The sequence below is a fragment of the Paenibacillus sp. strain BS8-2 genome (genome assembly GCF_054483835.1).
The window spans coordinates 3,767,910-3,791,561 of record NZ_CM137010.1 but is presented as its reverse complement, the minus strand read 5'-3'; the positions used below and the strand labels follow the sequence as shown (position 1 = coordinate 3,791,561).

Here is a 23,652-nt window from a genome sequence, read left to right as displayed (position 1 = left end):
AGCCATCCTAATCTCCTCCGACCATTAGTAGTGAACCCATTTTTTCTGCGCTGCCCATTGAATGCCGGTAATAATCATGATCAACAAAAACAAGATCCAGGATATAGATGCGGCATATCCCATCTCGTAATAGCGGAACGCTGTCTTGTAAACGAAGAGCGACAGCACATGCGAGCTCGTTCCGGGTCCTCCATGCGTAATCGCCTCGATGATGCCGAAGGCCTTGACGGTTGTGATGAAGCCCGTAATGAGCAGGAAGAGCGTGGTTGGACTGACAAGCGGCAGCAAGATGTGCCGTACCGTCGTCAAGCGTTTCGCTCCGTCAATCTTCGCTGCCTCCAGCAGCTCTGGCGATATCTCCTGCAACGCGGCAAGATAAATGATCATGTTGTAGCCCAGCAGAAACCACACCCAAATAATATCAAAGGCGAACATTGGCGTATCGATCGTCGAGAACCAGCCCGGCGGGTTTGCGATGCCAATCGAGCGCAGGAAAGCATTAATCGGGCCGTCCTTGGCATGAAACAGCAGCATCCACACAAAAGCCACCGCCACGCCGCTCGTAATGTAAGGCAAGAAATACATGGCGCGCAGCATATTTTTCAGATAGACGCTCTGGTTCAACAGGACAGCCACAATAAAAGCGAGAAAGATACTGAGCGGAACGGCAGCCAGGAACAACAGCGTATTAGTCAACGAGTCATAAAAGACGGGATCCTGAAACAACCGGATAAAATTATCAAAGCCGACGAAGTTGGCGCTGCGGGTCGTAAACTGCCAATCCGTGAACGTAACCGCTAGCGAAAACATGGCTGGCAAGAAGAAAAAGAGGAGGATTCCCAGCATATTAGGCGCAATAAAGAGATAGCCGACGAGCTTCTGCCTTTTCATCCAACTGATTTTCAAGCTTGGTGCCTCCCTTCTATCTAATCGTGGAGGGAGCGGCAGCGCCGCTCCTTACACGACAGAGCATCGATTATTTGGACTGCTTTATAAAGTCGTTGTGGCGCTTGACGATATTGGCCACGGTGTCGTCAAGCGACTGTGCATGCGTGAAATACTTCTCATATTCTTCCTTCCGCATGTCGATCACTTGCTGCTCCAAGTTCAGCGTGAACTTCTCCAGGTCGTCCCGCAGCAGCACCTTTTTGACGGAATCCAGGTCGTAGGTGTCCTCCACACCTTTCAATAACAGCTCTAGCGCCAATTCGCCGTCCGCATCCTTAGAAGCCGGCAGTCGTCCGCCCGCCGCCTGAGGAATCATGCCGCCATCCGCATACCACTTCAAGAACTTCCAAGCCGCTTCGACATTTTTCGAATTGGCATTAATCGATATGGCGTCGCCAACGCCTCCGATCGTCTTGAAGTCGCCTTGCCCCGCAGTCACCTTAGGAATCGGTGCGAATGCGATCTTGAAGTCGCGCGGATAGTCCTTCAGGTTGTTGGCGAAACGGAATATCCATTCGCCGGCATAGAACATGGCAGCCTTGCCGCCAAGGAAATCGGCTTCGATCGGCATTTTGTTCGAGATCTGCTCGCCCATCGGCGGCGTTGTCTTATCCTCGAACATCATTTCATGCAGAATTTCCAGATAACGGCGTGCGTTCGGATCTCCCAGATTCGACGTCCCGTCAGGCAGAATGTTGCCCTTGGCAGTGGTTGAGCCGTCCATGATGAAGTCCAGTTCGCGCAAGGTCTGCACCATACCCCATCGATCATCCGTCCCGAGCTGCTTGGCGTAATCCTTAACATCCTCCCAAGTCCAGTCATATGGCACAGGCAAGCCTGCTGCGTCTAGTGCGTCTTTGTTCAACCACATAAAATAAATGTTCTTCTTCGTCGGCATCGCATAATATTTCCCATCTACCTGCCATGTCTTGGCATCGGGGCCGATCTTGTCATCGATGTCGTAATCGCCGAATTGGGCGAGGTCGACGGCGTTGCCGGCCTGCACCCGATTCTCCAATCTTGGGAGCAAATAGCTGGCATAAAGATCAACGCCCTGTCCGGTCATGAGAGCGGTGTCCAGCTTCAAATTGCCGGCGTCGTCATTCACATATCGAACGTACTCGACCTGAATATCGGGGTTCTCCTTGTTCCAATTATCAACGACCTCCTGCGGTCCCGCTTCGGCAGGTACGCCTCCCCAGAAGGTCAGCTTGATCGGCTCGCCATCCCCCTTGTTCCCAGTCGATCCGGATTGCTTCTCATTGCCGGCTGCTGTAGGCGCAACCCCGTTATTGCCGCCCATGCATGCGGATAACAGCAGTACGTTCAGCAGCAGTACGAGTGAGATAAGGCCAAGCTTTGATTGTCTCTTCATTTACAACCCTCCATGTAATTGTTGTTTTACAATTACACTATAACAAGCTGACCGATCTCGAATAATGAATAGATCCTATGTTTGAATGGAACATATCACTCGTGTTATGCAAGTGGATTGCACAAAAAAACCCGGCATCGCCGGGTCATTGAAACATATTATTGTCCAAGCCATTGATTATGCCGCATGGCCATCCGTTCCATCGTCTCATCCAGACTCTGAAGACCGATGAGATATTTCTCGTATTCTTCCTGCCGGATATCGATCACCTGCTGATCCACCTTAAGCTGATAAGTCGGATAATCATCGCCGAGAACACGCAGCAGCGAAGGGACGTCATACAGATGTTCCCTATCCCCAAGAAGAAGCTTCAGGGCCTGGTCCCGGTCAAATGCGCGGCTCGCCGGAATGCGGCCTCCGCTGATCGTCGGACGCATCCCTTCATCCGCATACCACTTCAGGAAACGCCATGCCTCCTCTTGATGAGGGGAACGAGCGTGAATCGATATGGCGTCCCCCAAACCCCCTAACGCGCTGTAGCCGGTCTGCTCTTCTTCGATTCGCGGTTCCGGCGCAAAGGCGATCTTGAAGCTGCGCGGGTACTGTTCCGTATTATTGGCGAAGCGGAATATCCATTCACCGCCGAAGAACAGACCGGCTTGCCCGCTCAGGAAGATCGGTTCGACCGGCATCTTGTTCGCTATCTGATCGCCAAACTGAGGCGTCGTCCGGTCCTCGTGCATCATCTCGTACATCGACTCCAGATAGCTGCGAATGTAGGCATGGTCGAGATTGGAATTCCCATCCGGCTTAACGTAACCAAGCAACGACATCGAACCGTCCATGGGATAATGAAATTCGCGAAGGGTCTGTACCATTCCCCAGTCGGCGTGACCTTGCAGGATCCGTGCATAATAGCGAACATCCTCCCATGTCCAATCCACGGGAACGGGCAAGCCCGCTTGATCGAGCAGGTCCTTATTCAGCCAGAAAAAATGACGGTTCTCCTTCGTCGGCATTGCATAATACCGTCCGTCGATTTGCCACTCCTTGGCCTCTGGACCCATCATATCATCGATGTCGTAATCGTCGAATTGATTGAGATCCAGCGCCGTACCCGTCAGAACGCGGCTCTCCAGACGCGGGATCGTGTAGCTGGCGAACAAATCGATGCTTTGCCCCGTCATAAGCGCCGTATCCAGCTTCATATTCCCCGAATTGTCATTGACATAACGTACATACTCAACCTGAATGCCCGGATTTATCGCGTTCCACCTGTCCACAACCTCCTGCGGTCCTGCCTCAGCGGGTACGCCGCCCCAGAACGTCAATCGGACAACGGGTTCCTCCCCCGGTACGGTATCGCCGAGCCAAACTTTTCCGGACGAATCGCTGCAGCCCGCCAGCAAACCTATAATCAACGCGAGCAAGCATAGCCCGTATACCTTGTTCGCCATGAGCCGACTCCCCTATCGTTGTCCGACATTTTTCCTGTAGTCACCTGGCGTAAGCCCGGTAAGTCGCTTGAATATCCGGTTGAAATAATTTGTATTCATAAAGCCGACTTTCTCTGCGATATCGTTGATCGACAGGTTGGTTCGCTCCAAATAATGGACGGATCTTTCGAATCGGATCTTATGCAAATAACGAATCAGCGTCTCGCCTGTCTTCTTCTTGAACAGGTTGCTTAAATACGTCTCATCCATTGCTACATACTTCGCCATCGACTTGACCGTAATCTGCTGTTCGTAGTGCTGCTGAATATATAGGCGGACCTTGTTAATTTCGTGGTGGTCCGTCTCATCCAGCGTCCGATCAATCCAATGCCGCATATCGGATTTCATATAGGCGGACAGCCGCTTATAGAGCTCCTCATGGTTGACGGCTGCAAGCAAGCTCTCCCGTCGATACTCGGCGCTTTCCGCAATTCGTCTGAAGGTCGCTTCTAGTCTGCCAGCTGTTTCCACCACCGCTTGCAGGGGCATGAGCTGCTCCCTCATCCGGTCCCACATATTCTCTAGATGCCTCTCGCAAGCGTCGATGTTACGCTGCTCGAATAACCGGATCAGTTCCAGCTCCAAGCTCCAGGTTGCCGCATGCTTCGGCCCATCCTGGGAGCTGCCCTCGTAGTCTACTGCCTCCTTGCGTCCTGTATACCAGCATTCGCCAAGCTGTCTCATCATGCCTCTCCATACCTGTTCCAGATGACTCGACTTTATCGCAGGCGAGAGGATCATTGCGTACGGAACGACGGCGCGAGACCGGAATTGAACCGGACGAATCGACCACAGGAAGACGGTCGTTATGCCTGTCTCGGTAAACAATTGCGTCGTATAAGCATGTCTTGAATCTATCAAGTGAAGCGCTCGCAATTGGTCGATCGAAAACGAGGATTGCCCGTGCAGAATCACGATCATCCTAAGCGTCGATTCGCGAGCTCCCCTGAACGGCTGGCCCCCGCCTGCATGTTCCTGGGCGGGGGCGACGGAATGCCGCATCTCCTCCCATATTGCCCTATAATACGTCACGGCTTCCGAGTTGCTGTCAGTCATCGCATGCTCAAGCTCGTCATGTATCTTGCATAATGCCTCGCGCAAGGACTTCACGGTCATCGACAGCTTCAAGATGTAGCTGGAAGCGCCATATTGGAGCGACTTCTGTACATAATCGAATTCATTCATGCAGGTCAGCATAATAAATTTGCTCCCGATTCCGGCTGAACGGGTCTTCACCAGGAGCTCCACGCCGTCCATAAACGGCATCATGATGTCGGAGATGACCAGATCAGGCGATTCCGATTCGATGATCGTGAGCGCTTCCACGCCGTTCGAGGCTTCACCGATCAAGCGCATGTTCATGTCATCCCACTGGATAATCTCCTTAATCGACTCGCGCAGGAAGAGCTCATCTTCAACGAGCAATACGGTCCAAGCCATCTTCGTCACCTTCCTTGTAAGGGGTAGACAGCAATAACGGGAGGTAAAGACTTACGATCGTACCTGACTCCCTGGTCGTCAATTCGAGCCCTCCTTCAGAGCGGAACAGAATTCCCAGCCGTTCCCTCAGGTTGGTTAATCCGATCCCCGTACGTGATCTCATCTGCCGGCCATCGCCAGAACGTTCAGCAGAGACACCGTTGTCCTCGACCTCGATATGGAGCCGCTCTCTTGCAGCATATACACGAATGGTAATCCTTCCGTCGCCGTCAAGGTTCGCAATTCCGTGATAGATCGAATTCTCGACAAGCGGCTGCAGCGACAGCTTTGGGACCAGCGAATAGACCAGTTCGTCCGGCACATCGTATTCGATCTGAAATTGATTGTTGTACCTGAACTTCTGAATGGAAACATAGGCCTCGATCAGCTTCATTTCGTCACTTAGATGAATCAATTCGATGTCCGTGTTGAGACTGGTCTCGAGCAGCTTGCCAAGCGAGATACAGATCTCGACGATGTCGTCGTCCTGTTTGCGCATGGCGATGAACTTCACTGTGTTTAACGTATTGAACAAAAAATGGGGATTCATCTGCGACAGCAGCATCTGAAATCGAACCGCCTCCCTCTGTACCTGCTCTAGCTTGAGCTTGTGCACCATTCCGTTCATGTCCAGGATCATCCGGTTGAAGGCGCGTGTCAGCTCGAGAATTTCGCCTTGGTAGCCATGCTCTGGGACGTTCACCTTCAGATTCTTGTCTACGACGTCCGTCATCTTGTTGCGAAGAGTCTGCAGCGGTCTCGTGATGGAAGAAGAGATAAACAGCGTAATGCCCACGAACAGCAGCACAATAAACAGGAAGACAGTAAATGCTTGTTCCTTCAAACGCTGCACGTCCCGGAACAGGACCTCCTGAGAGACTGAATTCGCGATGAACCAGTTCAAGGCAGGCACATAGCTGAACGTAACGATAGTCGAAGCCTCGGGGTCGATAAAGGAGACGCTCCTTCCTGTCGACCTGTCTCCTTCCAGCATCCGTGTCACCGTATAAGTCGAGATCGGCTGCTGAACGTCGGATTGGAGGATTGTCGTTCCGTTTCTGTCAAGAATATAATAGGCTTGGGGCAGATGGGACCGTTCCGTCATGCTGTTGAACCATAGGGTATAATCGATGCTAATCCGGGCAAGGCCGTATGAATCCCCGCTCGGTTCGCGAAGATGTGCGATTAGGGATAACAGCCGAGGGCTGCTCGAGTGGTCGGAAAGCACGTAGTTTTTTTCATTGGTTACCCATTGATAAGGGGAGGATGGGCTCATCTTCGAGCGTGCATCCGATAGAAAGTCATCATAATCCAGCCGCTCGCGCGGCAGGTAAGAGGTATAGATATGCCGATGATAATCGGCCAGCGTGTAGTGAACCTGAGGGGAATGATACAGGAACAACGTATTGTCGATCGTATTCATCTTTTCTTCGAGCAGGTGCTGCCGATCGAGCGCATGGACTTCCTCCGGCGACCTGAACAGGCGGACAATGCCTGAATCCTTCTCCAACAGAATAAACGCTTTCATCACGACGGACATCAGTTCGTCGAGCGAAGCGTTCATGTCTTCGATTTCTTGCTGGTTCTTCGCAATCAATTGTTCCTGCATCGAGTTCTCGATCATCTGGAAAACGTACAGGGACAGCGCAGTCAGAGGGACGAAAATAAACAGCATAAAAGCAAGAAACAACCGATATTTCAAAGAACCCGGTATGAATCTGTTCATCGCCATCGCCCCTCTGCCGTCCGAACTATCTCTAATATATCAGATCAATCGGTTTGAGAGGAAGATAAAGCTAAACAACTAGGATTCGTTCCATGCTATTCTGTGAATCCTGCTATCCCAGCCGAAGGTTCATGGCTGAATTTGCACTTTATACTGATCGGGATCGCGGGGGCCGGCCAAGAACTGCGCAGCTTCTTCCAATCCGATTGTATCGGAGATGAGCGGCTGTACCAGAATGCGACCCGCAGCGAGCCAATGCATCGCAGGGACGAAAGTATGGTTGATCGCCATCGAACCGAGCAGCGTCCAATCCTTCTTGAAGAGCTCAAAGGGGCTTAGCGGTATTTTCGCCTGCGGATCGGTTACCCCGAACTGCAGATAGGTGGCAGCAGGACCCATAAATGCGAAGGCTCGTTCGATTACGGCAGGTATGCCTGTAGCTTCAACTACGACATCGAAACCGTGAGGCGCAATCTTCTTCATCCGGGACGGATCGAGATCGCTGCTGAGCACAGTGTGAGTTGCACCGAGCTGCATCGCCATACTCAGCTTGCGCTCTGATATATCGGCCGCGCAAAGAATCGATGCGCCCGATGCGGACAGCGCTTGCACAAGCTGTTGTCCCATAGCGCCTGCGCCAAGCAGCAGCACCCGACTTCCGGCTCGAAGCTGCAGCCGGTTCATCGCATGGACGACGCAAGCCATCGGCTCGATGAACGCCGCCTCTGCGAATGTCATGCCCTCGGGAATCTTCAAAGCGTTCCGCGCGGGCACCTTCACGAACTCGGCCATGCTGCCGTTCAGCGTGACGCCAATCGCCTCGAACCGGGAGCACTGATTGCCTCGATTGGTCAGGCAGAATTCGCAGCTCCCGCAAAACAAATTCGGATCGGCGCTGACCCGGTCACCTGGCGCGAATCCGTCGACACCTTCTCCCACATCATGCACAGTTCCGGAAAATTCATGACCCGGAATGAGCGGATACGGCGAGATGTAAGAGCCTTCGAAAATGTGGATATCTGTGCCGCATATTCCTGTTCGCTCCACTCTAATCGTAATCTCGCCGCTTCCTGGGCTTGGATAAGGAACCTCTTGAACGACCGCTCGATGCGGTGCTTCTATTACCAATGCTTTCACGTCGTTACCTACTCCTCAATCGGCCACGAATTTGATCGCGTCCCCGATAACATAGTCGTTATTTCCTGCATTTGTTAGCTCAACATACCCTGTGGTGCCAGCCGCGAACGAGTGCGTGCCGAGCAGCACCCAGCTTCCGCCCGGAGACACCTGCTGGTTCACTGCATAGGTCTGGGAACCTCCGCTGTAATAGACGGTGAACGGCGCGTTGGTCGCACGCTTCGAATCGCCGTTCGGAATGCGGTAATAGACTTTATAGTCGCCCCCAGCGGGAAGATTCGGTCTAAAGCGCAGCTTGACCGACCCGTTGCCTGTCGCACGGTAGTAATAATCATCGCCGTAATAATTGTCCATATGTGTAGACGTTGTCCAGGAACCGATCTTCTCAGCATCTGCATTGTCGACAATCACTTCTTCCGACAGCGCGAATTTTGCCGTGAACGTCTTGCCTTTCGCATTCAGCACATCCACTGTCAGCTTGATTGTAGGGGCCAATTGATTAACGACGATGCCCGGATCGGTTAAGATTGTGCCGGCCGCGCTGCGCTTGATTTCGAGCTCGATCGTACCTGTATGAGCTTGTGTAGGATCGGACACCGATACTTCCAGCTCGCCGGCAGAAGTCTTCGTCATCACCGCTGCCTTCCTGTTGCTGGATAGATAGTCCGTCCCGTCGTCCTGCACCCAAGATAACGAATCTGTCCAAAATGCAGCGCCGACAATACCGAGATTTTGTTCCTTCACGGCCTGCACAGCAGGTGTGTTGGCAAGCACTTCAATATCCGGATTACTGGCGTAGCTGCTCACTTGACTGCTGCTTTTGTTCGGGAGAATGACGTATTCATAGGCCGCTCCTGTCGGATCTGTGCCATGATCGAATAACAGCGTCATATAGTTACGCGTGACCGGCGTCGTATCCCTGAAGGCAGCATTGTTGTTGATCTGGCTCCATTCGCCCGTCCTTGCTTCCCGCAGGCCCGTCAGTGCCGCCGGCTCGGGAAAATAATAGCCGATATCCGATCCAGCGACATGACCGGCCAGATGCGCCCAATCGACGTTCGTCATCGTCTCCGTCCAGCCAAGCGTTGTCGGTTTCGCTGTGCCATTCACCGTGAAAGCGTTGTTGCCTGCGCTGCCGAGCTTGCGATTCTCGACGATCGTCTCGACCGCCTTCAAATCCGACGATACGATCCCCGTCCCCAGCGCAACGATCTCGTCGTCGAACATGAACCAGGACTTCTTGGCCTCTAGCGTCTTCCCATAAGGATGAAGCTCCATGCCCGTGACGCCGTACAAACCTTGCATCGATACTCCGCCTACCCAATTCTTGTCGCTGTACTTGCTCGCGCTTACCGTCGTATTCCGCTGCACCGTCGTCCCCGGCAGCCGGTAGGAGTCTACCGTCGGCCAGAAGTCATCGCTGAACTGCGCCAAATCCTGATTATACAAGTAGGTCATCCCGTCGGCCGTATGCCAGCCCTTCATGTTCTCGTTGTTCATCAATTCAAAATTGCGCGTACGCGTGCTGGAATGCATGCTGATGCCGAAGCCAAAGCCAGGTCGCAGATGCACGGCTCTATCCATCCTGGGGAACTGCTTGTACATGACGAGTTCCCCGCGCGGCGTTACCGAGCTGTTTCCCGTAATCGACTTGCCGAGCGTGATCATGTCAAGCGTTGCATATTCGAAGAAATCCCTGTATGAATCCTCCTGAATCCAGTATTTGGCCATACTGCGAAGCCGGTCCGCATCAGACAAAGGCGCGATCTGGGACAAGCGGATAACCGCCTCCATAATGCGATGGCCATAGACGTGATCCTGGTAGATTTTACGCGAGATGTCCCTTCCCCGGGTCATGTCCATGACCAAGCCCTTGTAAATGAACGGTTCGTACGAATCGTAGATAAACGGATAGATGTTGGCCCGATCGCTGTCCGTTACCTCCCATGTGGAATTCTCCAGCAGATAGATCACCGCCGCCATGTCTCGAATCAAAGATGCGCCGTATCCGCCGGCATACGAGTATGAGCCGTGCTGAATGAAGGATCCGTCCAGGTAGAATCCGTCCGAGCTGGTCACGTAGTTGAATACGTTGCTCATGCCGTTGCGCGCTGCTGCAATCTTCGTCCCTTCCTTAACGATAACGCCGCGAACGCCTACGACTGTCGCTTTCCACACACGATTGGCGCCGTCCATCTGGACGTTCGGCGAGAAGTGATTCACCGTGTTCATGAAATTGGCGATTTGCGTAGCGCTTAACTGATCGTACAGGAGTACGACGATGTCATTGAGCCGCAACGGGGCGCCTATCTGCCAATCCCACCAGTTGCCCCCCGTTTTGGTCGCATTATACTGATTGGCATACATCCAGTCCAAGGCGTCGACAAGGTCGGCCAGCAAGGCTGAATCGTTCTCAAGCGCCGAGCCCTTCACCGCATAAGCCAGCGCCATTTCCCTCAGGCGATCGTAGTTGCTGGTCACATTGCTGGAACTGCTGCCCGTGATATCGCTCCACAAGTATGTCCGCGTCGGCGACGTATCCATGCTGTCCCAACGCGCTTGCGCGGCTGCAGTGATCGAGCCCACCCGTGCCGCAATGTGCGGGTCGCTCGTGCTGATGCCCGGTCCCCCGGTCAGGGTGGTCTTCCACTTTTCCCTCAGATCATCAAATTCATCCGCTGCATGCACGTTCTGTAGCGGAGGAACCCCCAGCATGACAATTAGCATGGCAAACACGATCCCGTACGTTAGCGGCAAGCGATACATCCATCTCATTAACCCACATCCTCTCATGAATGGTGTGTCTGTTTGTTACTAGATGTCTTCACCTGCAAGTATAGAGATCGGATGGCTGCTCCGTAAGGAACAGAACTTGTGTATGTATAGTACATATTCATTCATTTAATTATCCCTTAATAGTGCAAGTTCAAAAAGTCCAGTTTTCAGCACCGAGAAGATCGGATGAAGCTAGGAACTGAGGAGCGGAGCGTAGTGGCAGCTACGTGAGCACCTGCAATGTTTCCGAAGGAAACATACTTCGTAAGCATCTGCTTAGTTTCGGCTGAATTTGATATTCGACGTCGATTATGCTACTCGAGTTTGCTTCGTGATCAAAATTGGGCTTTTTGAACAACCTCTAAAAGGAGATGCTGCATTTTAGATTTAGGGCGGTACAAGCACCTGCCTCGGTATACAAAAGAAGCAGCTCTTCAAAGATATCTTTCTCGTCTCTGAAGAACTGCTTATCCTTATCGCCAAAACTCAACCTCTATCTCACTCAAGATCAGATCTGATTTTTTCAATAACCGCTCCATGTTCGTTGCGACTTCGGCGCTTGTGATAACATCCCTAGTTCAATAATCAGCACGTTAGCCCCATCCGCTCCAGCAACAACGGATAGGCCGAATCGTCATCGCCTACCCTTTGCTTGATGGCAAGCAATCTCCGTTTGGCTTCTGCGATAAGCTCCTTGTATTCGGGTCGACCATAGACATTGTTCATTTCATTGGGATCCTTGCGCAAATCGTAATATTCCCACGAAGCCGGCGTTTCCTCGTTCGTTGCGCCCGAAGCATCCAGCGGGAGCCCGTAGAAGAATATAATTTTGTAGTCTCTCGTGCGCAAGCCGAAGTGCGCCGGGTTGTCATGATGAGTCAGATGCATCCAGTATCGATAATAGACGGCATCCTCCCACTCCGACAGCTCGCCATTGACCAGCCCTCTGAAGCTGGCTCCGTCTACTGGGTTCACATACGCTGTACCGGCGTAGTCTAACAAAGTAGGGCCGATATCAATATTGCTGACGAGTGAATCGATGATTGTGCCTGGGTCGATTTCCTTCGGATAACGGATAAGGAACGGCATCTGCATCGCTTCCTCATAAATCCAGCGTTTGTCGATATAATCATGTTCGCCGAGAAACATCCCTTGATCGGATGTATAGATGACAATCGTGTTGTCCAACTGACCGCTCTGATCCAAATATTGTAGTAATCTGCCAACGTTATCATCGATACCCTTCACTACGCGCAAATAATCTCTCAAATACTTCTGGTAGGCAGCCTTGGTTCTGCCTTCCGCATCCAGACCGGCCAGCTCGAGCGGGCCTGTCGGATATGCCGGGTCGCTCTGCCGCAGAACGGCGTTCCGCTTCGGATTGCGCTCCGACACGGACGTTCCGTAATCTCGGGAGCCTTCGGAGCGATGCTGCCGATCCTCCCACAGGCTGTCGGGCTCCGGAATTTCGATTCCGTCGAGCAGCTCCTCATAGCGGGGATGATATTCGAAATCATCATGCGGCGCCTTGTGGTGGCAATGCAGCATAAACGGCTTGGAGCGGTCCCGGGCTTCCAGCCAATCCAGACACTTGTCCGTGATGACATCCGTCACGTAGCCTGTATGGCGCTGCCCGGTATACAAATGATGGATGTTCGTTATCGACGACCAATCAAATCCAGTCTCGACAAAACAAGGGTCCCAATACGTTCCTTGACCGGACAGCACATCGTAATGATCAAAGCCCTGCGGCTCGCTGTGCAGATGCCACTTGCCGATTACAGCCGTTTCATATCCCGCATCCCGCATCCTCCGCGGATATGTTTCGAGCTCGGTGCTCAGCGTATCGCTTAACGTCTTTACTCCGTTATGATGCGAATACAGTCCCGATAGTATGGTCGCCCGGCTCGGGGTGCAGATCGCATTTGTACAGAAGAAATTGCGGAATAGTGCCCCCTCCTTGGCCAGTCTATCGATATGGGGAGTTGCGCATACATGAGCCAGTCTGGAGCCATATGCGCTAATGGCGTTAGCTGCATGATCGTCTGACATGATAAATAATAGGTTGGATCGATCATGAGATTGAGATTGTGTCATATCTGTCGTCCTCCGATACGTATTGGAATGCTAGATAAGAGAATGGCGTCGTCCCTATCGATGCCGATTACACACCGCCGTCTGCCGCATCTCGCTGCCCCATGCCCGCTCGGTTCGGCTCTGCAGGCTTTAATGCCGAAGCCAGCTGCCTCATGTTCGAGGACTCTGCATGAATAACCAATTCTCCACCCTTCAAACCTCCAGCTTCAGCAATTAATCGAATGTCACCGCCTGCTCCATCGACCCGCACCAGCACTTGGCACAATCCCTGGAAGGTGCTTCGGCAAGGCTGCTTATCATCCTCATGACTTTCCGGATTGCCATTGCCGGTGCCGATTAACTCGCCGGGGCCTTCAACAGCAAACGTCAGGCGAACGTCACTATTGGGAACAATTCGACCGGCTGCATCGGCAATAGCGGCTTGCACGATACATACATCTTCATCATCTGCAAGAAGGGCAGTCCTCTCCGAGCTCAGGAGGATCTGGGCAGGCTCGCCTGTGGTCGTAATGATCTCCGTCATCACAAGCTCTCCATCCCGGTAACCATGTGCCATTAATTCACCGGATTCATAGGCAACCTCCCATTCGGCATGTCCGTGAGCCGGCACCTTCCGCCTTCCCTCGCTCTTGCCGTTGAGATACAGCTCAATCTCATCCATATTGGAGAATGCCCATACATCAATGATCTGCCCTTCGCTCCCTTGCCAGTTCCAATGAGGAAACAGGTGAAGCACAGCGTTGTCTGTCCATCTGGCCTTATAATAATAATAAATGTCTTTCGGGAAGCCGCATAAATCCAGGATGCCGTAACGGGAGATGACGCTCGGCCATTCGTAAGGGAACGTTTCTCCCCGATAGTCAAAGCCCGTCCATACGAACAGTCCCGCCACAAAGTCGCGATCCGCCGCAGCTTTCCAGGTCTCCTCCGGCTGCGAGCCCCATACGGGATAGGTTTCCCCGTAAGCGCTGACAAGCCCTTCACGCTTCGGGTTGGACCAGACAGCGGTTACTTTCCCATGCTCGGACAGGTTCAAAGAGAGCTCGGTGGACGATTGCCGATAGACTCCGCGAGTCGAGAGCGTGGATGCATTCTCGGTACCGGTAAACGGCAGGTGCGGATACGCCTTGTGAAACTGATCGTAAGCCTCCCAGTTCCGCTTCATCATATAGTTAAAACCATGAACATCGATATGGAAGCCGTTCTCTTCATGATACCAGGTAAGCGGCAGCCAGTCGGCATTCATGCCGTATGTGCATTTGCGCGTGGGATCCAGCTTATGCGCAAGCTTTTGCATCGCATGCAGAATACGGACACCGAAGTCCTTGCCTTGAATGTTCATCTCTTCATTGCCGAGCGACCACAAAATGATCGATGGATGATTCCGATCTCTGCTGATCAGACTTCTTAAGTGGCTCAGTCCTTCACTTGTCGCATCTGTCTGGCGCACCTCATCAATAACAAGCATGCCGAGTCGATCGCAAGCTTCCAGAATGGCAGGAGAAGGCGGATTATGCGACGTTCGGTATGCATTGCAGCCCATCTCCTTCAATCGCTGGATACGGAATTCGTTGACAGCTGCTGGCACTGCCATGCCCACACCGGCATGATCCTCGTGGCAGCATACCCCCTTAAGCTTAACCGGCTGTCCATTCAGCAGGAAGCCTCGCTCGGCGTCGAAGGCAATCGAGCGCACGCCGAACACCGTTTCATATGTATCGACAGCCACGCCTTCCATAATGAGCGAACTCTTGAGGGTATAGAGCTTCGGTGATTCAACTGACCATAGGCAAGGAGCTTGCAGCATAACCGTCTGCTCCAGAGTCAACGTATCGTCAGCAGCGATGACTGCTGAGGTTACCACTTCTCCCGCCGGCATTCCGTCTGGCCCGAGGATAACCGATTGCAGCTCGAAGGAGACGGCTTGCTCGTAATGGCTAGCCACTTCCGTCTCAATAACAACTCGCGCACTCTGGCCATCAGGATCAGGCTCGGCCTTCACGAATGTTCCCCAATGCGGGATGAGGAGCGAGTCCGACAGCACCAGCCGAACATCGCGGTAGATGCCACCGCCCTCATACCACCAGCCTTCGCATTCGCTTGCATCCACCCGTACCGCGATGACATTGGGCTCCCCGACACGCACAACCTCAGTAATATCATAGGCAAAGCTGGTGTATCCGCTCAGATGCCGGCCGACATAATGGCCGTTCACCCAGACGGAGCTGTCCCGAAAGACACCGTCGAATTCGATGCTCAGACGTTTCACCGCCGCATCCTCAGGACATACAAACGTCCTGCGATACCAGCCAATGCCTTTGGTCAGCGACCCATGCGATGCAGGCACCTTGGCGTCGTATTCTGCACGCTCCAGCACAAAGTCATGAGGAACGCGGACATCGCTCCAGTCCGAATCGTCATACCCCCATTTGGCAACCCCTTGGTTGCCGGATTTGATCCAATGAGGTTTCGTATATCGCTCCTTGTGCACCGCATCGTAATTGGTTGCGGCCAGGTCTCCGTAATGAAATTTCCAATCCGCATTCAAGCTCCATATCTTTCGCACAGTTATCCCCCATTTCCATAATCGCGCCAAAGCAAGCGCATACATATCCGCTTCGACCTCACATAATGCCTGTCATCCTTCTATCATAATGTGTTGGCCGTTGGCTCTGTAAGTGTCATACTCGACCTCTGATGAAACGATTACGACTATTGCAGAGCGATACAGGGCAATTGACAAAGGGGTAAATCGTAACCTATCGTTAGTAGATAAACCGCTTAAGCAGGAGGATCATTATGAAGATGCTGGAATTCATCATTCCGCCATTGCCGCAGTTTATTACTGTCGGTCACTCCTGGTGGAAACAAGGGCATGCGCATTTCCAGCGCAGCTGGGGCATATATGACCTCATTATCGTCACAAACGGGACGTTGTATATGACCGAAGACGACCACCCTTACACGATTGCGGCCGGCAGTATGCTGCTGCTCGAGCCTGGACGCACCCACTTTGGACATCTGCCATGCGAGCAGAATACCGAAACCTATTATATTCACTTCAGTCATCCTGTTCCTCCCCGTGAATTAAACAGCGGCGGCTTCGAATGGACGGAGTCCCTTCAACAGCCTACTGACGACGATGCCTATCCCGGCTCGCATGCGATGTATCTCCCCAAGCATGCGGAGGTTGTCTTGCCAAAATTGATACCGATTCTGGATCGAATGGTAGAAATTCGTAATCATATCTTTATCCGCAATGCGCTGGAGCTGCATACGCTGACCTCCCAGGTGTTGCTTGAGCTGCAGCAGGTCATCCATCAGACAAAGCCGATGTCCAGATCACTGGAGCTGTGTACCCGGATTGCACGCTACCTGGAATCCAACATGCGAGAGCCCTTCAGCTCGAAGAGACTGGAGGAGGAGCTGCACTTTCACATCGACTACTTGAGCAGATGCTTGAAGAAGCATACGGGTATGACCCCGCTGCAATATCAGCAGCATATCCGGATGGAACGAGCCAAACAAATGCTGGCCCATACCATGACGAGTGTTCAGGAAATCGCATATGAGCTGGGATATGAGCATAGCAGCTACTTTATCCGCACCTTCCGCAGCAAGGAAGGCATCACGCCCGGCAGCTATAGAGAGCGCTTTCTTCTAGGCGCCAAGTAAAGCGGGGCTGCCACCTTCGTAGTCTATCGGTCACCATCCTGTCAACGCAAATCGCCATGCGCAGTCCTCAGACTGGCACATGGCGATTACTGTTGTACATATTGCGATCTACTTGCCTTTTGAAACTGTAATTTGCGTTTCCGCCATCCGCTGATTGCCCGCTAGATCTGTCACGGTATATACAACGGTGTACACCCGTTCCTTTGCTTTCGGAGATAGCTCGGCTCTGAGGTTGAATTGCAGATCATGGGTGCCGAGCTCCGCATCCTGAATATCATCTGGGCTGTCACCGCCGAACAACCCGCTGTCCGGCTCACTGCTTGTTATCGCAGTCAATTGTATGTCTCTTATTCCAGACATTTCGTCTATTGCATGAAGCTGAATCGTAATATCTTTCAGCTTTTTATTAGGTGCTCCCAGATCCGCGAGACTAGGTTCGATGGTGACATCAGGAGCTATCTTATCGATTGCAATCGTACGGACTTGTTCAGGCTCGGCATTACCGGCCTTATCCTTGCTGTAGAAGGCTAATGTAAACATCCCGTCGGTCTGAATCTCGATTTCATGCTCATAACGGCTCCACTCCCCGTCATTCAACCGGTAATATGTACTTTCAATACCGGAGAGGTCCGATGCCTCCAATTGCACTGCGACATTCGATCGATACCATCCGTTCTCCTCTGTACCTTGAATATTGGCAACAGTTGACGGCGAGCTCGAATCAGAATCATCTCCAAGAGCATACTTGTTGAGAAGCGCCACCGTGCTGACGGTCCCGTTCTGCTGCGGAAGCGAAACCACAATCTCGTTCAAGGCCTTGATGTCGGATGCAGGTATGTGGAAATCTGCATACCCGAAGAAACGTCCCGGTTTATTCGTATAACTGACATCTCTTTCATATGGTTTGCCGTTTACCATGACGCTCATCGGAACATTAAAACCATTTTCTCTGCCGAACGATACCCGAAGGACAGAGGATTGCAATTGTTCAACTGGAGCGGCTATCTCAAAAGCGGCAGGCTGTCCTGTTGCCTTTAACATCTCATCCGCGTAATACGTTTGTTCCAACAAAGTATCGGTCACAGCTGGTGCTCGATCCAATGTTATTTTAATGATGGACGTTTCTTCTACTGCCATGGGCAAATTGTTCAAGTCCGGCCGTTTTTTTGTTTCGTAATAAAGTTTGCCTTGCTCCAGATACAAACGTCGCTGTTCAATATCGTATATTTTGGCGTCACCGAGATCGATATTCAAATCCAGATCAAGGCGCTGCGGGTTCATATTGTTGACGGCGATGTAGATTTCCTTTCCGCTTTGCGTTGCATGTACATAGACCTTGTCGTTATTCGCTTCAATTGGCAGCAGATCTCCTTGATAGTCCTTCCAGAATTCCAGGTAATACTTCAGTGGAGTAGGAACGCCCAGACTGCCGTCCTCTTCGTACCGGAAGAGCATATCCGGCGAGCCCTTATCCCACCACTTAATCGGCAAGAAGAACGGCACAACCATATCAAATTCATTGGCTCGATTCATGTAACGAATCATATAAGCGTTAAAATTTTTCAGCTGAATCCAGTAATCAATATCACTCGAGCCTGAATGCAATGTGCCTGTTTCCGAAATGACCATAGGTTTGATGTTGTCGGTTATGGTCATATGATTTCGGAGCAAATCAAGAACCGCTTCAAGTCGACCTGTCAAATACCCGCTGTAGTTTGCGTCTGTTTCATTTAATACCAGGTCCTTGCCTTCATAGAAATGATGGGAATAATAATCAAGATGGTCCTTCGTCAGATCCATAAATCTCATTTGCTCTCTTGCACTTGCGAATACGCTCGTATCCAGAGTCATATTAGCGCTGGCCGGCCCGCCTACCAGTACCTCGGGACTGCGTTCCTTTATTTTGTCAGCCGTTATATTATGAAAATCGGCGAGCAGTTTCCAGGAATCAAAGGCAGGATCATTATGATAAATCCACTCCGACCGAATGGTGGATTCGTTCTTCACTTCAATATAGGCAGGTCCTCTGCCATCCAGCATGCGATTGTAGGCTTCTGTATAAAGGGAGGCCAGTTCCGCCGCTGCCTCGAATTTATCGATGGCCGGTGTTCCCCTTGGATTATTAGGCATATTATCAGGCCAAGTCCAAGTCGGCCAATTGTCGTAGGCGATAACGTATTTCATGTCCGGGGCGTATAACTCATCGTATTGATTGATTAATTGCGAATCGGGCTCAAAGTGCTCCTGGAAGAACGACTCGTCCGCATATCCTTCACGCAGCGGATCTTCGGTCAGCAAGGGGTCGCCCGGCTTATGGCCGATCTCAAGCGCGTCTCTGAACTTGAACATTTGCCTTCCCGGCAAGAACCCTCTCTCTGACAAATACGGCGCTATTTCGTAGGTGACCGGCTCTCCCAGCGGATTGGCGTACACTCTACGAAATTTCTCATCCTCCATACGTGTGATTCCGTCAATACTGCGTCTCGTTGTGGCGTCCACATTGACCTCAACAGGCAATACCGGCTTATCCTCTCCCAAGATGCCCCATGCTCTGACATCATATGTGGAAGAAAGTCCGTTCGGCTCATTCAAGACAAGACTTGTCAGCGTTCCCGTTCCTGTCAGCCTGAGCTTGTAACCCTCGTACTGACCTGGTTGAATCTTAATATGAAAGGGACGTCCCATAATGATGGATTCCGAGCGGAAATATTCGCTTAATTTTTCCTTGCCGGTCGGGCCCTCCCAATAAACCTCCAAATTTTTGATCTGGCTTCCGTTCAGATTCAGCTCTCGAAAGAAGCCTGCGACTCGCACAATTTCAGGAGGCAGCTCGATGACGGTTTCGCCTTCAACCGCACCAATCTCGCTTTTAATGGTAATAAGCCTGACTCGCTTCTCGCCGTTATTCACTTGTGTTATATATTCAATCGGGTAAGTAGCAGCGAGGCCTGCGATGGAATCATAATTATCCTTCTGGAGTTGCACATCCGGAGGCAGCTCATATGACATCGCGGCGCCTCTTGTTTGCGGCAAGACCAACAAGCTGCAAATGATCAACAGCATCAAATATCGTTTATACATCATAAATTCCCCTTTCTCTCATTCAATTAGCACCTTGTGCTCAACGTAGAATAACCCCGACGTACTCATCCTCGTTCTCGGCAGCAGAACTCTCGGTGGTTGTCGGGGTTATCCATTAACGCTTACTTTTTGTATCGAATATCGTACGCCTCCTGCATAATTTCCAGGTATCGTTTAATATTCATATTGCTTAGCTCGTTCAGGTAGCTATCCCAGCCGCTTTCCAGATTGGCGTCTCCCATAATAAATTGGACCAGCATATTGTCCACATAATCGCTAATGGTTTTCTGCAGACCTAGCAGCTCCGAAGACTGCGCTTCATTAAAGATGAGCGGCGGAACCATAACCGATTCATCACGGAACGGCTCATAGCTTTTCGTCGAAGCATGCAAGATGTACTCGACGTTATTCTCCCGATCATTGATAGCCTCACCAATACGGAAAGCGACCGTCCGGTTTGTCGGATTCGCCTGGTTCCAGTTGTGATTGGCGATCTCATTTGTTTTCTTAAGCCGGACAAACGTGGCTTGATCACCTTCCAGCCCTTGCTCTCCCGCTTCGGCTTTTTTCCAGTCCTCACCTTCTATGCCGAACAAGGAGAACATCTGTACATCCAGATCATAGAATGCGTCTGCCAGACGTACGGCAATTTCAGGATGCTTGCTTGTCGCACTCACTACAAAGCGGCCGTTGACATTGCCTTTTCTGTTCTGTGCGTTGACATATTGTGTGCCAGCAGGGCCCTTGAGCGGCGGTACGACGACATAATCCTTCCATCTCGTATTGTCGGAGATCGGGATCGGACTGCCGTTCGGAGCAGCGCCCAGAATAACCGCATCCCCGTTCGCGCCAAGCTGCTTCAGCTGATCGCCGTCCTGCACGAAGGCTTCGGCGTTTATTAATCCTTCATCGAACAGCTTCTTCATGTAACGCAAGCCTTCTCTATATTGCTCTGTCATAAACGCCGCATTAACAGCTCCGTTATTCATAAACAACCGTCTTGTCGTATCGCCGTTGATGAAATCGTAGTACACGAATGCGTTCAGCAGGAACCCTTCAACCGAGCTGTTCCACCCCTTCGGCGATCCCGACAGCGGAATCTCATCGGCTTTGCCGTTACCGTTCGGATCCTGTGTCTTGAATGCCTTGAGCACCTCATAGAGCTCGTCTGTTGTTGTCGGCATTTCAAGCTCCAGCTTATCCAGCCATGGCTTGTAGATCCACAGCTTCCCGGAGTAATAGCAATGGTAGCATTCGTTAATATCCGGCATCGTATAGATGTGACCGTCATTAGATGTGATTGCCGGCTTAATATGCTCTTGCTCTGCAAATATCTTTTGCGTGTTCACGGCATGCTCCTCTATCAAATCCTCAAGAGGCTGAAACACACCTTGATTGCCATAAATCTCAAGCTGCGCGTCTGTTATGCCCATGTTCATGAAGATATCGGGATAATCACCGCTCGCCAGCGTCAAATTTAATTTCTCTTTCATATTGGATTCCGGTACGGTCTCCCACTCCAGATGAACATTTGTTTTTTCTTCCAGCCACTTCGTAAATTCATTCGTCCGATAATCCTCGACGTCCGGCCGAACAGCAGCAAGCACCTTTAACGTTACTTTCTCTTCTACAATCGGATAAGTGCCAGGAGCAGTCATACCGCTTTCCTCTGCTTGATCCGTCCCTTCCTTATCTGGCTTCGAGCCGGAGCCGCCCCCATTGGAGCAGGCAGACAATATCAAACATAAAATAACGAATGCAAAAGTCCATTTTTTATTCATTTTTATTTCCTCCCTGTTTTTTGCTGTCCCCTTGATACATCTTTAGCTGCTGCAGCATACCCCGTTAGACCATTTCCTGCAAGCTCATGAAATAGGCATCACCCCTTTCCATAGACTCATTCAAGAAACCAATGTTACTCCTTTAATGATCCAATCATGACACCTTTGACAAAATGCTTTTGTACGAACGGATACAAGACAAGCACGGGTCCTGCGGCGACCACGATCAACGAATATTTGAGAAGCTGACGCAAAGCATCCTTCTCCGCCATTTCAACGGCATCCGCTACCATGCTCATATCCACCTTGTTCTGCACGAGAATATCCTTTAACACAATCTGCAAAGGGTAAAGCGATTGATCCTTCAAATAAATAAGCGCATTAAAATATTGATTCCAATGTCCAACTGCATAAAACAAACTGATAACAGCGATAATGGGTGCCGATAGCGGCAGCACGATCCTCCACAGGAATCGGAAATCATTGCAGCCATCCATCTGCGCCGCCTCCAGCAGCTCGCCGGATATCGTCACCCGGAAATAGGTTCGTGTGATGATGACGTTCCACACACTAAGCGCAGCAGGGATAATGAGCGCCCACCTTGTATCGAGCATGCCCAGATCCTTGACAAGCAGATAACGTGGAATCAGTCCTCCGTCAAACATCATCGTAAAAACAAGCAGCATCATAAATAATCTGGCTCCATAGAAGTCTCGCCGGGATAACGGATAAGCGGCCATCAACGTTAAAATTACATTAAACACGGTCCCTACAATCATGTAATAGAAGGAGTTCATGACAGAAGATATAATCAGCTTGTGCTTGAAGATCGCTTCGTAGCCTTCCAGCGTCGGATTAACCGGCCAGAGCCATACTTTCCCGGATACGACAGCCTGGCTATCGCTGAAGGATGCGCTTACAATGTAGATCAGCGGGTATAACGTAACCAGAACGGTTGCGGACAATATGAAATAATTAATCCAGGTGAACGCCGCATCCCCTCTTGATTCCTTAATTCTTTGTCTTGAATGTGCGATGCTTGGCATGTATGATCCTCCTCACCAAAGACTTTCCTTGCCGACCACACGTGCAATTTGATTGACGGTAATCAACAGTATTAAATTAACGATGGACTTAAATAATCCGATCGCGGACGCATAGGAGAAATTTAATCCATCCGAAATGAGACCTACCTTGTAAACATAAGTATCAATGACTTCCGAGGTAGTAATATTGACGGGGTTCTGCATGAGATAAACCTTCTCGAAGCCCGTCTGCATTAAATTGCCCATCGACAGGATCAGCAGAATAACCATGACCGGCATAATGCCGGGAAGGTCGATATGCCAGATCCGGCGCCACTTATTGGCTCCGTCAACGACGGCGGCCTCATGCAGCGTCGGACTGACGCCTGCCAGTGCAGCCAAATAAATGATGCAGCCCCAGCCTGCATTTTGCCAGATGTCTGAAAGCACATAAATGGTTTGGAACAGCTCGGGTTTGGCCATATAATGAATCGGCTCCACTCCGAATAAAGACAACAATTGGTTTACGATGCCTGTACGCGGATCAAGAAACTGTAGCAGCATGCCGACCATCACAACTGTCGAAATAAAATGCGGCGCATAGGTAATCATTTGCACCGTCCGCTTAAATCTGGCCTGTCTGACATAGTTCAAGCAAAGCGCCAAAATAATCGGTACCGGAAAACCGACGATCAAATGATAGAAGGCCAGTCCGATTGTATTTTTGAGCACCCTCCAGAAATCATAGGAGCCAAAAAACCTCGTCATGTGTTTCATACCGACCCATTCACTGCCTGTTATGCCTTTGACGGGTATAAAATCTTTAAAGGCAATTTGAGCGCCATACATTGGCCAATACTGAAAAATAATCAGATAAGCCAGCGGCAAGGAAAACAATACTAGCAGCTGCCAGCTTTTTTTTGCACCCTTCAGATGCTCAGCCAGCAGGCGCGACCTTATCCTTGATTTGGTTTGCATGGGTGTAACCGTTCTCATCCTGTTGTAGTCCCCCTCTTCCTTTCGTATTGCTCGTCGACACCCTGATCATAACGGGATT

At 51.1% G+C, this 23,652-nt stretch carries 14 protein-coding genes; 1 reads left to right on the top strand and 13 read right to left on the bottom strand.

The genetic code is table 11. The features are described 5' to 3' along the window. Positions 1 to 24: 24 nt before the first annotated feature. From ACX1C1_RS16085 to galA, 9 genes are all read right to left on the bottom strand, one after another. Complete coding sequence (locus ACX1C1_RS16085) at positions 25 to 906, bottom strand: carbohydrate ABC transporter permease (protein ID WP_458953186.1); 882 nt, start codon at positions 904 to 906, stop codon at positions 25 to 27. Between the two features lie 70 nt (positions 907 to 976). After that, the gene (locus tag ACX1C1_RS16080; RefSeq protein WP_458953185.1) at positions 977 to 2,323 is read right to left on the bottom strand and encodes an ABC transporter substrate-binding protein; all 1,347 of its coding nucleotides are present in this window, start codon (positions 2,321 to 2,323) and stop codon (positions 977 to 979) included. 158 nt (positions 2,324 to 2,481) lie between these two features. Then, a complete protein-coding gene (locus ACX1C1_RS16075; protein ID WP_458953184.1) occupies positions 2,482 to 3,780 on the bottom strand; it encodes an ABC transporter substrate-binding protein in 1,299 nt (432 codons plus the stop codon). 12 nt (positions 3,781 to 3,792) lie between these two features. Further along, complete coding sequence (locus tag ACX1C1_RS16070; RefSeq protein ID WP_458953183.1) at positions 3,793 to 5,259, bottom strand: response regulator; 1,467 nt, start codon at positions 5,257 to 5,259, stop codon at positions 3,793 to 3,795. Further along, the gene (locus tag ACX1C1_RS16065) at positions 5,234 to 7,024 is read right to left on the bottom strand and encodes a sensor histidine kinase (protein ID WP_458953182.1); all 1,791 of its coding nucleotides are present in this window, start codon (positions 7,022 to 7,024) and stop codon (positions 5,234 to 5,236) included. The genes ACX1C1_RS16070 and ACX1C1_RS16065 overlap by 26 nt, the downstream gene beginning before the upstream one ends. 129 nt (positions 7,025 to 7,153) lie before the next feature. Further along, complete coding sequence (locus ACX1C1_RS16060; RefSeq protein ID WP_458953181.1) at positions 7,154 to 8,161, bottom strand: zinc-dependent alcohol dehydrogenase family protein; 1,008 nt, start codon at positions 8,159 to 8,161, stop codon at positions 7,154 to 7,156. Positions 8,162 to 8,176: 15 nt separating this feature from the next. Further along, positions 8,177 to 10,936 carry a polysaccharide lyase family 8 super-sandwich domain-containing protein gene (locus ACX1C1_RS16055; protein ID WP_458953180.1) on the bottom strand — a complete coding sequence of 920 codons (2,760 nt, stop codon included), beginning with the start codon at positions 10,934 to 10,936 and terminating at the stop codon, positions 8,177 to 8,179. A 585-nt stretch (positions 10,937 to 11,521) separates the two neighbouring features. Continuing rightward, positions 11,522 to 13,033, bottom strand: coding sequence for a sulfatase family protein (locus ACX1C1_RS16050; protein ID WP_458953179.1), 1,512 nt, complete (start codon positions 13,031 to 13,033; stop codon positions 11,522 to 11,524). A gap of 67 nt (positions 13,034 to 13,100) precedes the next feature. Continuing rightward, positions 13,101 to 15,599, bottom strand: coding sequence for a beta-galactosidase GalA (galA, locus tag ACX1C1_RS16045; protein WP_458953178.1), 2,499 nt, complete (start codon positions 15,597 to 15,599; stop codon positions 13,101 to 13,103). 233 nt (positions 15,600 to 15,832) lie between these two features. Here galA and ACX1C1_RS16040 point away from each other — a divergent pair, with 233 nt between their 5' ends. Further along, entirely contained in the window at positions 15,833 to 16,708 is an 876-nt protein-coding gene (locus ACX1C1_RS16040) for a helix-turn-helix transcriptional regulator (RefSeq protein ID WP_458953177.1), read from the top strand. 108 nt (positions 16,709 to 16,816) lie between these two features. Here ACX1C1_RS16040 and ACX1C1_RS16035 read toward each other — a convergent pair whose 3' ends face one another. The 4 genes from ACX1C1_RS16035 to ACX1C1_RS16020 form a co-directional block, all read right to left on the bottom strand. Then, positions 16,817 to 19,792 (bottom strand): OmpL47-type beta-barrel domain-containing protein, encoded by a 2,976-nt coding sequence (locus ACX1C1_RS16035; RefSeq protein WP_458953176.1) that lies wholly within the window; start codon positions 19,790 to 19,792, stop codon positions 16,817 to 16,819. 119 nt (positions 19,793 to 19,911) lie between these two features. Next, on the bottom strand, positions 19,912 to 21,570 hold the full coding sequence (locus ACX1C1_RS16030; RefSeq protein WP_458953175.1) for an ABC transporter substrate-binding protein: 1,659 nt from the start codon (positions 21,568 to 21,570) through the stop codon (positions 19,912 to 19,914). Positions 21,571 to 21,704: 134 nt separating this feature from the next. Further along, positions 21,705 to 22,616 (bottom strand): carbohydrate ABC transporter permease, encoded by a 912-nt coding sequence (locus ACX1C1_RS16025; protein ID WP_458953174.1) that lies wholly within the window; start codon positions 22,614 to 22,616, stop codon positions 21,705 to 21,707. A gap of 12 nt (positions 22,617 to 22,628) precedes the next feature. Next, complete coding sequence (locus tag ACX1C1_RS16020; RefSeq protein ID WP_458953173.1) at positions 22,629 to 23,591, bottom strand: ABC transporter permease; 963 nt, start codon at positions 23,589 to 23,591, stop codon at positions 22,629 to 22,631. Positions 23,592 to 23,652 lie beyond the last annotated feature (61 nt).

Coding starts and splice junctions, on each gene's coding strand:
- ACX1C1_RS16080 (WP_458953185.1), bottom strand. CDS start 2,323: ATGAAGAGACAATCAAAGCTTGGCCTTATCTCACTCGTACTGCTGCTG.
- ACX1C1_RS16075 (WP_458953184.1), bottom strand. CDS start 3,780: ATGGCGAACAAGGTATACGGGCTATGCTTGCTCGCGTTGATTATAGGT.
- ACX1C1_RS16070 (WP_458953183.1), bottom strand. CDS start 5,259: ATGGCTTGGACCGTATTGCTCGTTGAAGATGAGCTCTTCCTGCGCGAG.
- ACX1C1_RS16065 (WP_458953182.1), bottom strand. CDS start 7,024: ATGAACAGATTCATACCGGGTTCTTTGAAATATCGGTTGTTTCTTGCT.
- ACX1C1_RS16055 (WP_458953180.1), bottom strand. CDS start 10,936: ATGAGATGGATGTATCGCTTGCCGCTAACGTACGGGATCGTGTTTGCC.
- ACX1C1_RS16050 (WP_458953179.1), bottom strand. CDS start 13,033: ATGACACAATCTCAATCTCATGATCGATCCAACCTATTATTTATCATG.
- ACX1C1_RS16040 (WP_458953177.1), top strand. CDS start 15,833: ATGAAGATGCTGGAATTCATCATTCCGCCATTGCCGCAGTTTATTACT.
- ACX1C1_RS16035 (WP_458953176.1), bottom strand. CDS start 19,792: ATGATGTATAAACGATATTTGATGCTGTTGATCATTTGCAGCTTGTTG.
- ACX1C1_RS16030 (WP_458953175.1), bottom strand. CDS start 21,570: ATGAATAAAAAATGGACTTTTGCATTCGTTATTTTATGTTTGATATTG.
- ACX1C1_RS16025 (WP_458953174.1), bottom strand. CDS start 22,616: ATGCCAAGCATCGCACATTCAAGACAAAGAATTAAGGAATCAAGAGGG.
- ACX1C1_RS16020 (WP_458953173.1), bottom strand. CDS start 23,591: ATGAGAACGGTTACACCCATGCAAACCAAATCAAGGATAAGGTCGCGC.